Origin of the sequence: Nakamurella deserti (assembly GCF_003260015.1) — a bacterium.
Classification (GTDB): Bacteria; Actinomycetota; Actinomycetes; order Mycobacteriales; family Nakamurellaceae; genus Nakamurella; species Nakamurella deserti.
On sequence record NZ_QCXS01000003.1, the window covers coordinates 838,756 to 851,438 of the forward strand.

At 71.7% G+C, this 12,683-nt stretch carries 11 protein-coding genes; 4 read left to right on the plus strand and 7 right to left on the minus strand.

Translation table 11 applies throughout. The annotated features are described in order from the left end of the window. Positions 1-30: 30 nt before the first annotated feature. The 4 genes from DB033_RS17120 to DB033_RS17135 all read right to left on the minus strand — a co-directional run bounded on the left by DB033_RS17120 (position 31) and on the right by DB033_RS17135 (position 4,724). A complete protein-coding gene (locus tag DB033_RS17120; RefSeq protein WP_111768068.1) occupies positions 31-930 on the minus strand; it encodes a carbohydrate ABC transporter permease in 900 nt (299 codons plus the stop codon). Beyond that, positions 930-2,090 carry a carbohydrate ABC transporter permease gene (locus DB033_RS17125; RefSeq protein WP_205843965.1) on the minus strand — a complete coding sequence of 387 codons (1,161 nt, stop codon included), beginning with the start codon at positions 2,088-2,090 and terminating at the stop codon, positions 930-932. The genes DB033_RS17120 and DB033_RS17125 overlap by 1 nt, the downstream gene beginning before the upstream one ends. Before the next feature lie 116 nt (positions 2,091-2,206). Beyond that, on the minus strand, positions 2,207-3,526 hold the full coding sequence (locus DB033_RS17130) for a sugar ABC transporter substrate-binding protein (RefSeq protein ID WP_111768069.1): 1,320 nt from the start codon (positions 3,524-3,526) through the stop codon (positions 2,207-2,209). Between the two features lie 136 nt (positions 3,527-3,662). Next, entirely contained in the window at positions 3,663-4,724 is a 1,062-nt protein-coding gene (locus DB033_RS17135) for a LacI family DNA-binding transcriptional regulator (RefSeq protein ID WP_111768070.1), read from the minus strand. A 204-nt stretch (positions 4,725-4,928) separates the two neighbouring features. Between DB033_RS17135 and DB033_RS17140 the strand changes: the two genes are divergently transcribed. Further along, positions 4,929-7,016, plus strand: a complete 2,088-nt coding sequence (locus DB033_RS17140; protein WP_205843966.1) for an amylo-alpha-1,6-glucosidase — start codon at positions 4,929-4,931, stop codon at positions 7,014-7,016. Between the two features lie 3 nt (positions 7,017-7,019). On the opposite strand, the gene DB033_RS17145 is transcribed toward DB033_RS17140, so the two are convergent. Then, positions 7,020-7,535, minus strand: coding sequence for a MarR family winged helix-turn-helix transcriptional regulator (locus DB033_RS17145; RefSeq protein WP_111768071.1), 516 nt, complete (start codon positions 7,533-7,535; stop codon positions 7,020-7,022). A 98-nt stretch (positions 7,536-7,633) separates the two neighbouring features. On the opposite strand from DB033_RS17145, the gene DB033_RS17150 reads away from it, so the two are divergent. The 3 genes from DB033_RS17150 to DB033_RS17160 are packed head-to-tail and all read left to right on the plus strand — an operon-like array spanning position 7,634 to position 9,593. Beyond that, positions 7,634-7,990, plus strand: a complete 357-nt coding sequence (locus DB033_RS17150) for a nuclear transport factor 2 family protein (RefSeq protein ID WP_111768412.1) — start codon at positions 7,634-7,636, stop codon at positions 7,988-7,990. Positions 7,991-8,011: 21 nt separating this feature from the next. Beyond that, positions 8,012-8,992, plus strand: coding sequence for an NAD(P)H-quinone oxidoreductase (locus DB033_RS17155; RefSeq protein ID WP_111768072.1), 981 nt, complete (start codon positions 8,012-8,014; stop codon positions 8,990-8,992). A gap of 19 nt (positions 8,993-9,011) precedes the next feature. Beyond that, positions 9,012-9,593 (plus strand): bacterial proteasome activator family protein, encoded by a 582-nt coding sequence (locus DB033_RS17160; RefSeq protein ID WP_420814088.1) that lies wholly within the window; start codon positions 9,012-9,014, stop codon positions 9,591-9,593. Between the two features lie 108 nt (positions 9,594-9,701). Here DB033_RS17160 and DB033_RS17165 read toward each other — a convergent pair whose 3' ends face one another. After that, positions 9,702-11,129: an NAD(P)/FAD-dependent oxidoreductase gene (locus DB033_RS17165; RefSeq protein ID WP_111768074.1), complete on the minus strand. Its 1,428-nt coding sequence runs from the start codon at positions 11,127-11,129 to the stop codon at positions 9,702-9,704. Positions 11,130-11,140: 11 nt separating this feature from the next. Beyond that, the gene (locus DB033_RS17170; RefSeq protein WP_240615954.1) at positions 11,141-12,676 is read right to left on the minus strand and encodes an aminobutyraldehyde dehydrogenase; all 1,536 of its coding nucleotides are present in this window, start codon (positions 12,674-12,676) and stop codon (positions 11,141-11,143) included. Between the last annotated feature and the right edge of the window lie 7 nt (positions 12,677-12,683).

The window sequence follows — 12,683 nt, forward strand, 5'->3', positions numbered from 1 at the left end:
TGTCCGGTCGGGTCTCCCGGACGCGACCCGTTATCCCTTGACCGCGCCGGCGCCCGCCCCCCGGACGAAGTACCGCTGGAAGGAGAAGAACACCAGCGCCACCGGGATGGTCATCAGCAGGGCCGCGGCCATCTTGAGCGGGAACAGGTTGCCGGAGCCGTAGGCGCCGCTGGACAGCGACGCGACGCCGGAGGTCAGGGTGTTCAGCGCCGGGTCGCGCCGGGACACGATGAAGTGTGCGAGCTCGTTCCACGACGCCTGGAACGACAGGATGGTGATGGTGATGACCGCGGGCCGCGCCATCGGCAGCACCACCGACCAGAACAGCCGGAAGGTGCCGGCGCCGTCGATGCGCGCCGCCTCCTCCACCTCGGCGGGGATGCCGAGGAAGAACTGCCGCATGATAAAAACCCCTGCGGCGTCGGCGATCAGCGGGATGATCATGCCGGCGTAGGTGTTGTACATGTGCAGCTCGACGAGGACCAGGTACTTCGGGATCAGCAGCACCACACCGGGGACGGCGATGACGCTGACGATGACCCCGCCGAGGGCCTTACGGCCGAAGAAGTGCAGCCGCGCCAGCGCGTAGCCGGCCAGCGAGTCGAAGAACACCCGGCCGGCGGTCACGCACACCGACACGATGACCGAGTTGAGGAACCAGCGCGGGAAGTCCTGTCCGGCCAGCGTCCGGTAGGCGTCGAGCTGCCACACCATCGGGATCGGGTTCAGCGGGCTGGCGGTGGCCTCGGCGTCGGACTTGAACGACGTCCCGATCTGGATGAGGAACGGGAAGATGTACAGCAGTGCGAAGAAGATCAGCACCAGGTAGACGATCAGCGCGGTGGAGCGACCGCGGCTGTTCTTCGCCGGAATCAGCTCGATCGGGCCGGCGGCGCCCTTCGACGGACGCTCGGAGGTGCGGGTGGCCATCAGACGTCGCTTCCGGTGAGGGCGGCTTCCCGGCGGCGGCGCCACCAGGGCTTGCGGCTGGAGTCCCTGTCGCGCATGACGAACCGCTGGATCAGCGTCATCACGATGATGATGACGAACAGGATGAACGCGATCGCGGTTCCCTGGCCCCACTTCCCGTCCTGGAACGAGGTCTGGAAGCTGAGGTAGGCCGGGGTCAGGGTGGTCTTGGAGGGCTTGCCCTGACTCATCAGGTACACCTGGTCGAACACCTGCCAGGTGCCGATGAGCCCCAGCGTGATGACCAGGAACATCGTGGGCTTCAGCGCCGGCAGGGTCACGTTGCGGAACCGCTGCCAGCGGTTGGCCCCGTCGACCATCGCCGCCTCCTCGACGTCGGCCGGGATGTCCTGCAGGGCCGCGAGGAAGATCAGCATGAAGGTGCCGGCGGTGGTCCAGATGGCCAGCGTGATCAGCGCGCACATCGCCACCGACGGGCCGGCGATCCACTGGAACCAGCTGATGCCGAGGAAGTCGTGGTCGGCGAGCCACGCGGGCGGGTTCGCGGTGTCGACCAGGCCGAGGCCGCTCAGGATCAGGTGCCCGACACCGCGGGGGTCGGCGAACCAGTTGGGGCCGTTGATCCCGAACCAGGCGAGCACGCTGTTGACCGCGCCGGACGCGGTGAACAGGAACAGGAACACCACCGAGATGGCCACCGTCGACGTCACCGACGGGAAGTAGAACGCGGTCCGGAAGAAGCCTTTCCCGCGCAGCCGCTGTCGGTTGATGGCCATCGCCAGGATCAGCGCGAGGACGGTCTGCAGCGGCACCACCAGCAGCACGTAGTACATGTTGTTGCGCAGCGCGGTGGCGAGGTCGCGCTGCTGCAGGTTGGGGGACCCGAGCAGCGTGTCGTAGTTCTTTGCGCCGATGAAGTTGGCGCCCAGCGGCGAGCCCTTCCCGGACCAGTCGGTCAGCGACACCCACAACGCGAGCAGCACCGGGCCGATCAGGAACAGCAGGATGAGCACGAACGCGGGAGCCGCGAACAGCAGGCCGGCCCGGTTCTCGGAGCCGCGGATGCCGCTCCGTCGGCGTTTCGGCGGGGTCACGTCGCCGTCGGCGGTCGCGACGGCGGCCGGGACCTGCGCCGGGCCCATGCCCTGGGTGATCGACATCGATCGCTCCACTCGGAGTCGGGAGGTGGGGTCGTGCGGAAGGTGGGTCCTGCGGGGAGGTGCGGCGGCCGTCCGGGCGTCGGACGGCCGCCGCAGGTTCCGCGGGTGCGGTCGGCTCAGCCGCCGACGGCTGCGGTCAGGTTCTCCTGCACCGAATCCAGGATCGCCTGCGGGTCGGCGTTGGCCAGGTCCTGCAGCTGGGAGTTGAAATCGGCCAGGACGTCGGTGATGCCGGGGAGGTTGACCACCCCGCGGGCGTAGTCGACACCCTTGACGAACGGCTCGTTGGCGGCGAACTCCGACAGGTAGTCGGCCTGCGCGGACTCCACCGACGGGATGACGCCGAACGCGGTGGCGAAGGCCATCTGCTGGTCGGTGCTCGTCATGTACTCGACGAACGACTTGGCCTGCTCCGGGAACTGGGTCGTGGCCGAGATCCCCCAGCAGTTGGTGAACACCAGGGTGCCCTTGGTGCCGGTCGGGCCGGCGGGCAGCTCGGCGACGGTGTACTTCAGGTCCGGGTAGTCGCTCTTGAGCGCCCCCAGCAACCAGTTGCCCTCGATGGTCATGGCCGCGGCGCCCTTGCCGAACGCCTCACCGGCCCATCCGGAGTCGAGCTCCGCCGGGGTCTTGAGCACGCCGTCGGTGATCATCTTCTTGACGAAGCCGAGGGCCTCGGCGTTCTTCGGGTCGTTCGCGGTGATCGTCGTGCCGTCCTCGGCGACCAGGTAGCTGCCGTTCTGCACGAGGAAGGCGTCGACGCGGTCCCGCTCGGGGGCGACCGACAGACCGGCGGCGCCACCGGTGTTCAGCTTCGCGGCGACCGTGGCGAGCTGGTCCCAGGTGGTGGGGATGTCGGCGTCGGTGAGACCGGCGGCCGCCCACAGGTCGGTGTTGATGAACAGCGCCAGGGTGGACATGTCCTTCGGGGCGCAGTAGAAGGTGCCGTCGTAGGTGAAGGCGTCCTTGAGCACCGGGTAGAAGTCGTCGGCGTTGCTCAGCTCGTCCCCGTAGGGCAGCAGGTTGCCGGCCTTGGCGTAGTTGGCGACCTGATCGGCGCCGACGTAGAAGACGTCCGGCGCGGTGCCGGACGAGAACCCCTGCGCCAGCTGCTGGGTCAGGTCCTGGGCGGCGGTGACCTCGACGGTCGAGTCGTTCTCCGACCCCCAGGCGTCGGCGGCCTCGGTGAGGGCGTCGGTCTCGGCGGTGCCGGAGCTGCCGAACAGCAGCTGCAGCTGCGCGCCGCCGGCGGCGGGCGCCTCGCTGCCGCCACCACCTTCGCTGCCGGTGGCCGAGCCGGCCGCCGAGGAGGTGGCGGCGGCGGCGGGCGAGGAGGTGCCGCCGGTGGCGGTGTCACTGCTGCACGCCGCGGCGGCCAGCAGGGTGAGTGCGCCGACGGCGCCGATGACGGCGGTACGGGTGCGATGGACGGACATCGTTGTCGTTCCTCTTCTCTGGGACTTCGGTGGGGGTTCCGGGTGTGGTTCCCGGTACGGGTTCCCGGGTGGAGCGCTTCGGTCGGGACGGGAGGACGCGGGACGGTCGGCGGTGACCTGCCCGTGCGGGAAGGGGTCAGGAGGGCGGGGTGCGGCGGGTCCGGACGACCAGATCGGGCGCGAGCAGCAGGCGCGTGGGCGGGTCGACGGTGGTCGGGCGGTCGATGCGGTCCATCAGCAGCCGCAGGGACTGCTCGGCGGCCGCGGTCAGCGGCTGGGCCACCGACGAGATGCCGGCGCCCTCGGCGAGGGCGGTGTCGTCGAAGCCGACCACCTCGACCGCGGGAGCCCCGGGAGTGGCCTGCCGCAGCTGGACCGCGGCCAGCGCGCCCAGCGCCACCAGGTCGGACACGCAGACCAGCGCGGTCGCGTCGGTGCGCCGCAGCAGGTCGTGGGCGGCCAGCCGGGCGTCGTCGACGGCGTTGCGGCAGTGTCCGACCGGCAGGTCGGGCAGTCCCGCCGCCTGCATGGCGGCGCGGTACCCGGCGAGCCGGTCGTTGCCGACGCGGGAGTCCGTCGGCCAGCCGAGAAAGGCGATGCGCCGGTGGCCCTGCGCCAGGAGGTGCCCGGTGGCCTTCCGGGTGCCCTGCGCGCCGTCGACGTCGACCCAGGGGTGCGTGCCGGCGCCATCCCAGTCGCGGCCGAACGACACGCACGGGATGCCGCGTTCCATCAGGTGCGCCGCCCGGCGGTCGCCTTCGTGGGTGTGGCTCAGCACGAAGCCGTCGAGGTCCCAGCGCTGCATGAGGTCGTCGTAGGAGGCGAGCTCCTGATCGTCGTCCCGGGCGGTGTAGAGCAGCACGCGGTAGTCCCGATCTGCGGCGCACGCGGTCAGCGCGTGCAGGAAGCGGTCGAAGACGCCGTCGGTGGAACCACTCTCGACCCGGACGCCGATGAGGCCGGAGCGCTTGGTCCGCAGCTGCCGGGCGGCGTGGTTGGGCCGGTAGTCCAGCTCGCGGATGACGTCGCGCACCTTGGCCGCCGTCTCCGGCCGGACGATGCCGGGAGTGTTGAGCACGTTGGAGACCGTCTGGACCGACACCCCGGCCAGCGCCGCGACCTGGCTCATGGTGGGCCGCCGGGAGGCGGCGTCGTCGGCCCCGGGGTCGGTGGGTACGGCGGACCGGGCGTTCACCATCGACCTCCCGATCGTCCGCGCCGGGCGGCAGTGCCCGGCTGATCTCGACTACCCGAACTTTGATCGTTCCAATCCGACTGGACAGATCCGGTTCGAACGTTCAAATTGATACCTGCAGTGTGTGCCGCGTCACCCGGCCTGTCAACCGACCGGGCCTCGACTGGCAGGCTGACCCGACGTCCCACCCACCCCCGGAGGTCCACCGTGTCGCTGGAGACACCCCGCACCGATGCCGGTCCGGCGCTTTCCGGCGCACCCCGGCAACCGCTGCTGCACGACCTCGTGACCTCGGTCGCCGCGCCCGTGGTGGCACTGTCGGACCCCGGCGGGGACATCCGCCCGGCCGGAGCGCAGGGCGTCTACGCCGCCGACCTGCGGTGGATCTCCCGCTGCGAGCTGACCGTCGACGGCGCCGTCGGCGAACCGATCGCCACCGCCACCCCCGGCGCCGACTCCGCCGAGTTCGTCGTGCTGGTCCGGCATCTCGGGAACCCCGGGGCCGATCCGACGGTGTGGATCCGACGGACCCGCACCGTCACGCCCGCCGGGTGCGCCGAGCGGCTGCACCTGGTCAACCAGTCCGACGCCGGGATCCGGCCGACCGTGTCGCTGCTGGTCGCCGCCGATCTGGCCCCCATCGAGACGGTCAAGATGGGCGGCCGCCCGGACGCGGTCGCCGTCGACGTCACCGGGGACCGGGTCACCCTCACCGCGGGCGGCGCGGTCGCGGTGCTGACCGCGGCCGACGCCCGGATCGACCCCACCGGCACCGGCCTGCGGTTGTCCTGGACCCCCGACGTCCCCGCCCGCTCGTCGGTGACGGTCGGCTGGGAACTCACGGTCGACGACCCGGAGGCCGCCGTGGTGGCGGCCCGCCGCCGGGTGGTCCGCGCCCCGGTCGTCACCGCCGACGACCGCCGGCTGGCCCCGCTGGTGGCCCGTTCGCTCGCCGACCTGCAGGGGTTGCAGATGGCCGCCGCCGGGCGCCCGGACGAGACCTTCCTGGCCGCCGGATCGCCCTGGTACCTGACCCTCTTCGGCCGCGACTCGCTGTGGGCCGCGCGGATGCTGCTGCCCACCGGCACCGACCTGGCGCTGGGCACCCTGCGCACGCTCGCCGCCCTCCAGGGCACGGCCGTCGACCCGGCCACCGCCGAGGAGCCCGGCAAGATCCCGCACGAGGTCCGGCGCTCGGTGTTCGCCCACGGCGACACCGTGCTGCCGGCGCTCTACTACGGCACCATCGACGCCACCCCGCTCTGGATCTGCCTGCTCGCCGACGCCTGGCGGTGGGGGCTGCCGGCGGCCGAGGTCGAGAGCCTGCTGCCGGCGCTCGACCGCGCGCTGGGCTGGCTCGAGCACCACGGGGACTCCGACGGTGACGGCTTCCTCGAGTACATCGACCGCAGCGGGCACGGGCTGGCCAACCAGGGCTGGAAGGACTCCGGCGACGCGGTGCGGTTCCGGGACGGCCGTGTCGCCGACGGCCCGATCGCGCTGGCCGAGGTCCAGGGATACGCCTACGAGGCCGCGGTCAAGGCGGCCGACCTGCTCGACGCCTTCGGCCGCCCGGGGGCCACCCGGTGGCGTTCCTGGGCGGCGGCGCTCGCCGACCGGTTCCGCGAGACGTTCTGGCTGTCCGACGATCTCGGGCGCTACCCGGCCATCGCCCTGGACGGCGACAAGGTCGCGGTCGACGCCCCGGCGTCGAACATGGGACATCTGCTGGCCACCGGCATCCTGTCGGCGGCCGAGGCCGCCGATGTGGCGGCCCGTCTCGTGGATCCGAGCATGTCCAGCGGCTTCGGGCTGCGCACGATGAGCGACCGGACCGACGGCTACTCGCCCCTGAGCTACCACTGCGGCTCCGTCTGGCCGCACGACACCGCCATCGCCGTCCACGGTCTCGTGTCGGCCGGTCTCACCGCCGCCGCGGCGGCGCTGGCCGACGGGCTGCTCGCCGCGGGGGCGGCGTTCGAGAACCGGTTCCCGGAGCTGTACGCGGGCTTCGGCGCAACCGAGATCGCCGTGCCGGTGCCCTATCCGGCGTCCTGCCGCCCACAGGCCTGGTCGGCGGCCGCCGCGGTGATGGTGGTACAGGGCTTCCTGGGCGTCCGGCCGGACGTACCCGCCGGCGTCGTCGAACTGGCGCCGGCGCCCGGCCTCGGCGCGATCCGGGTGCAGCGGCTGCGGATCGCCGGGGAGGACATCGACATCTCCGTCGACGCGGACGGCCGGTGCACGTGGAGCACGCCACCCGCCGGGATCACCGTCCGCGTGGCCGGCGGCTGAGCCTCAGGGGTGGTCGTCGGGCCGCGGCAGGGTGCCGTGCTCGATGACCTTCTCGTAGACGGTCTCCAGGCTCCGGGCGAGCTCGGCCACCGCAGCCGGCGTCAGCCCCTCGAAGAACATCCGCCGGACGAGCGCGATGTGCTGCGGTGAGGCGTCCCGCAGGGTGTCCCGGCCCGTCGCGGTCAGCGCGACGTCGGTGGCCCGCCCGTCGTCGGCCGCCCGGCCGCTGGTCACCAGGCCGCGCCCGGCCAGCGTGCGCACGTGGTGGGAGGTGCGACTGCGCTCCCAGCCGATGCGGGTGGCCAGGGCCGCCATCCGCATCCGGCCGTCCGGCGCGCTGGTCAGCGCGACGAGCACGTCGTAGTCGGAGAGTGAGATGCCGCTGTCGGCGCGCAACTGTCGGTTCATCTCGTAGCGCAGCCGCAGCTGCAGCTTCATCCACGCGTACCAGGCCCGTACCTGCTCGGGCGTGAGCAGAGCGAACGGCGACTCGGGCGGTACTGCACGGTCCGGTGCCATGGGCTCTCCTCTCGGACCTCCGAGTATGACCGGACCCACCGTCCAGCTTGGGTGAAACCTCACCTACTCTGGCTTCACCACCGAACCAGGGAGTGACGATGCCCACCACCGCAGCACTGCTGACCGCCAGCCTCCACGAGGTCTTCGGCAACCGCGACGCCGCCTCCCGCCGGGCGGCGATCGAGCGGGTCTACGCCGAGGACGTCCGTTTCGTCGAACCCGAGGGCACCGTGGTCGGCCGTGACGCCCTGGAGGGGCGCGCCGCCACCCTCATCGGGCAGGCCCCACCCGGTTTCACCTTCCGCGAGGACGGGCCCGCGTACGTCGACGGTGACTTCGGCCTGCTCGGCTGGGCCCTCGGACCCGTCGACGGCGAGCCGGTGGTCCGCGGTGTGGACATCCTCACCGTCACCGACGGCCTCGTCACCGAGATCCGGACCGTCCTCGCCTCCTGACCCGATGGTTGACTGGGCCGCATGCACGCCATCGCGATCGACGGAGACCGACTGACCTGGACCCCCGCACCCGACCCCGCACCGGGGCCGGACGAGGTCGTCATCAGGGTGGCTGCGGCCGGCATCAACCGTGCGGACCTGCTGCAGCGCAAGGGGCAGTATCCGCCGCCGCCGGGAGCGAGCGAGGTCCTGGGCATGGAGTGCAGCGGCGTGATCGACGCCGTCGGCGCCGACGTCGGGCGCTGGCGGGTCGGTGACGAGGTCTGCGCGCTGCTCGCCGGCGGCGGCTACGCCGAGCGGGTCGCGGTGCCCGCCGTCCAGGTGCTGCCGGTCCCCGGCGGGGTCGACCTGATCGACGCCGCCGGACTGCCCGAGGTGGCCTGCACGGTGTGGTCGACGGTGGTGATGGCCGGCCGTGCGCAGCGCGGCGAGACGCTGCTGGTGCACGGCGGTACCGGCGGGATCGGCACCTTCGCCATCCAGCTCGGGGTGGCCCTCGGGCTGCGGGTGATGGTCACCGCCGGCTCGGCCGCCGGCCGGCAGCGGTGCCTGGACCTCGGGGCGGAGCGGGTTGTGGACTACCACGACGAGGACTTCGTCGAGGTCGCGCGCGAGCTCACCGACGGCCGCGGGGTCGACGTCGTCCTGGACGTGATCGGCGCGAAGTACTTGCAGCGCAACGTGTCCGCGCTGGCCACCCTGGGACGGCTGACGATCATCGGCATGCAGGGCGGCGCGAAGGCCGAGCTGGACCTCGGCGCTCTGCTGACGAAGCGGGCCACCGTGCTCGGCACGACGCTGCGCTCCCGGCCGGTGACCGGTCGCGGCTCCAAGGCCGACATCGTCGCCGAGGTCGAGCACCAGGTGTGGCCGCTGGTGGCGTCCGGGGCGATCCGGCCGGTGATCGGCGCCCGGATGCCGATCACCGAGGCGGCCGCCGCCCACGCGGCGCTGGATTCCGGGTCCGCTCCCGGGGGCAAGGTCCTGCTGACCGTCCCCTGACGCCGTGGCGTCGGGGACAATGGACCGCGGCATGCGCGACGAGAGAGACGTAGGGACAGACGTGAGCGAACCCCAGGGGCAGCGCATCGTGGTGATCGGCCCGGACGGCCAGCCGGAGAGCGGCGACGCGTCGGTGACCGGCAACGTGCAGCACTTCGGCGGCGGCGAGTCGCTCAGCCCGGCCGACGCCATCGGCGAACCGGCCAAGGTGATGCGCATCGGCACGATGATCAAGCAGCTGCTCGAGGAGGTCCGCTCGGCGCCGCTGGACGAGGCCAGCCGGGAGCGGTTGAAGCGCACCCACGCCGCGTCGCTGCTGGAGCTCAAGTCCGGTCTGACGCCGGACCTCTCGGAGGAGCTGGACCGGCTGGCCCTGCCGTTCAGTGACGACACCACGCCGTCGGACGCCGAACTGCGCATCGCCCAGGCGCAGCTGGTCGGGTGGCTGGAGGGCGTCTTCCACGGGCTGCAGACCGCGCTGATGGCCCAGCAGATGGCCGCCAAGATGCAGATCGAGCAGATGCGCCGGGGCCTGCCCCCGGGGCAGGGCGGCGGCGGCGAGCAGCACGGTCCCGGTCAGGGCACCGGCCAGTACCTCTGACCCCGGGTCCTCGAGCCCCGAACCGCCGCTTTCGGCGTGATGATCGCCGGATCCCGGTGATACTCACGCCGAAAGCGGCCGTGGGCTCGGGTCAGGTCCGAGCCGGGCTCAGGAGTCGAAGCCCAACCCGAACCGGTCGAGGGTGCGCAGCCACATGTTGCGCTTGCCCTCGTTGGCGTCGGCCCGCTCGACCGACCACTTCGTCATGTTGATGACTCCCGACCGCAGCGGCTCCGGCGGGAACGGCACCGGCTTGCCGCGGACGGTCTCCAGCTCGGTGATGTCGGTCTTCCTGCCGTCCAACAGGTCCAGCATCACCTGCGCGCCGAAACGGGTGGCGCCGACGCCGAGACCGGTGAAACCGGTGGCGTGCGCGACCTTCCCGCCGTGGCCGGTCCCGTAGAACGGGAAGAACCGCGAACAGGTGTCGATGACGCCGCCCCAGGTGTGGCTGAACTTCACGTCCTCCAGCTGCGGGAAGGTCTCGAAGAAGTGCTCGGACAGCCGCTGGAACGTCTCCGGCCGCTGATCGAAGCTGTCGTCGATCTTGCCGCCGTAGTGGTAGACGACGTCGTAACCGCCCCAGAGGATGGAGTTGTCCTCACCGAGCCGGTAGTAGTGGAACAGGTTCCCGGAGTCGCCCACGCCCTGACGGTTCTTCCAGCCGATGGACGCCAGCTGGTCGTCGGTCAGCGGCTCGGTGGCGATCGCGTAGTCGTAGACCGGCACCACATACGGCCGCACCCGCTTCAGCAACGAGGGGAACGCGTTGGTGCCCAACGCGACCTTGTTCGCCCGCACCGTGCCGGTCGGCGTGGTCAGCACCATCGTCGCGCCCTCACGCACCATCGAATTCACCCAGGAGTTCTCGTAGATCCGCACGCCCAGCTCCTCGCACGCGTCGGCGAGACCCCAGCACAGCCGGGCCGGGTCGACCATCACGGTCTTGTCCTTCGACCAGACCGCCCCGAGGAACGTCGGCGACTTGAGCTCGGCCCGGACCGCGTCCTGGTCGAGGAGAACGGCGTCGTCACCGAAGTCGAGCATCCGCTGGTAGTCGACCCAGATGTCGGCCAGCTGGTACTCCATGGTCGCGACCCGCAGCTCGCCGGACTTCTCGAGCTTGCAGTCGATGCCGAACTTCTCGATCGTCTCGACGATGCCGGCCAGGTTCTGCCGGCCGAGTCTCTCCAGCCGTGGCATGTCCCGGGGGTACCAGTCCATCCCGTTGGCCTGACCGTGGGTGAGCGACGCCGAGCAGAACCCCCCGTTGCGGCCGGACGCCGCCCAGCCGATGGTCTTCCCCTCCAGCAGCACCACGTCCCGCTCGGGGTTGCGCTGCTTGGCGATGAGAGCGGTCCAGAGGCCGGAGTAGCCGGCCCCCACCACAACCAAGTCAGCGGTGTCGCCTCCCGTCAACGTGTCCCGTGGATCGGGGGCGTCCACGTCGTCGAGCCAGTAACACGAGGGCTCGGCGTCGGAGAGCGCGTTGACTGCCAGCCGGCGGTGGGCCGAGCTGTAGCGGCGGGAGTTCATCGGATCGCTTTCTACATCGTGGGGGGAACCTGCAGGTCGGGTGACCTGTCAGTGAAAACGGTACGGTGCCAGGCTTTCCGGGCGTGGGCGGTCAGGTCCATCGCGACGTGCTTGACCACCGTGTAGTCGTTGAGTGAGTACATGCTCATGTCCTTGCCGAAGCCCGAGGCACCGACACCGCCGTGCGGCATCTCGGAGAAGATGGGGATGTGGTCGTTGATCCAGACGGTCCCGGCACGCAGCTCCCGCGACGCCCGCAACGCCCGGTGGACGCTGCCGGTCCAGGCCGACGCCGCGAGCCCGAACGGGCTGTCGTTGGCCAGCCGCAGCGCCTCGTCGTCGTCGGTGAATCCGGTGACGGTGAGCACCGGGCCGAAGACCTCGTCCCGGACGATCTCGCTGCGCTGACCGACCCCCACCACGAGCGCGGGACGGCACCAGAAGCCGCCGGCGACATCTCCGTCGGGGAGCCGGCCGGGGGCGATGACCTGTGCTCCCCCGGCCGCGGCCCGGGACACCATGCCGGCGACCTTGTCCCGGTGGGCGGCGCTGGACAGCGGCCCGAGATCGGTGTCGGGGTCGCGCGGATCGCCCAGCCGGATGCCGGCGAACAGGTCGGCGACCCCGGCGACGAACGCGTCCAGCAGCGAGACGTGCACGTAGGCCCGGGTCGCCGCGGTGCAGTCCTGCCCGGTGTTGATGACGCTCGCGGCCACCGCGCCGTGCACGGCCGCCTCGAGATCGGCGTCGGCGAACACCACGAACGGCGCCTTGCCGCCGAGCTCGAGGTGCACCCGGGCGCCGCGCTCCGCGCAGCGGGCCATCACCCGGCGACCGACCCCGGTGGAGCCGGTGAAGCTGACCATGTCGACGTCCGGGTGTCCGACGAGCGCGTCGCCGGCGACCGCTCCGGTGCCGGTCACGACGTTGACGACGCCGTCCGGGATCCCGGCGCGCTGGGCGGCCCGGGCCATCAGCACCGCGGTGAGCGGGGTGATCTCGGCGGGCTTGAGGACGATGGTGTTGCCGGCGGCGATGGCCGGCAGGATCTTCCAGCCGGCCATCTGCAGCGGGTAGTTCCACGGCGCGATGGAGCCGACGACGCCGACCGCCTCCCGGCGGATGCTGCTGGTGTGGTCGGGCGAGTACTCGGTCGACGCCGAACCCTCCAGCACCCGGGCGGCACCGGCGAAGAACGCGGCGTTGTCGACGGTGCCGGCGACGTCGAAGTCGGTGGCGAACCGCAGCGGCTTGCCGGTCTGCGCGGTCTCCGCGTCGGCGAGTTCACCGGCCATCGCGCCGAGCTCGGCGGCCAGCGCGTGCACTGCGGTGGCGCGCTCCCCCGGGGTCGCCCGCGACCATCCGGGAAACGCCCGCCGGGCGGCCGCGACGGCGTCGTCGACCTCGGCCGGGCCGGCGAGGGCGTACCCGGTGTGCGCGCGGCCGGTGGCCGGATCGAGCACGGTGAAGGGGTCGCCGGAGCCGTCGCGGAGGACGCCGTCGATGACGTTCAGCAGGCCGCGGGTCTTCGTCGGGGAAGAGGACACGTCGCGA

Bases quoted from the DNA above. Each gene is read 5' to 3' on its own strand.
- DB033_RS17130 (WP_111768069.1), bottom strand. From the start codon at position 3,526: ATGTCCGTCCATCGCACCCGTACCGCCGTCATCGGCGCCGTCGGCGCA.
- DB033_RS17150 (WP_111768412.1), top strand. From the start codon at position 7,634: ATGCCCACCACCGCAGCACTGCTGACCGCCAGCCTCCACGAGGTCTTC.
- DB033_RS17160 (WP_420814088.1), top strand. From the start codon at position 9,012: ATGGACCGCGGCATGCGCGACGAGAGAGACGTAGGGACAGACGTGAGC.
- DB033_RS17145 (WP_111768071.1), bottom strand. From the start codon at position 7,535: ATGGCACCGGACCGTGCAGTACCGCCCGAGTCGCCGTTCGCTCTGCTC.
- DB033_RS17135 (WP_111768070.1), bottom strand. From the start codon at position 4,724: ATGGTGAACGCCCGGTCCGCCGTACCCACCGACCCCGGGGCCGACGAC.
- DB033_RS17165 (WP_111768074.1), bottom strand. From the start codon at position 11,129: ATGAACTCCCGCCGCTACAGCTCGGCCCACCGCCGGCTGGCAGTCAAC.
- DB033_RS17120 (WP_111768068.1), bottom strand. From the start codon at position 930: ATGGCCACCCGCACCTCCGAGCGTCCGTCGAAGGGCGCCGCCGGCCCG.
- DB033_RS17155 (WP_111768072.1), top strand. From the start codon at position 8,012: ATGCACGCCATCGCGATCGACGGAGACCGACTGACCTGGACCCCCGCA.
- DB033_RS17125 (WP_205843965.1), bottom strand. From the start codon at position 2,090: ATGTCGATCACCCAGGGCATGGGCCCGGCGCAGGTCCCGGCCGCCGTC.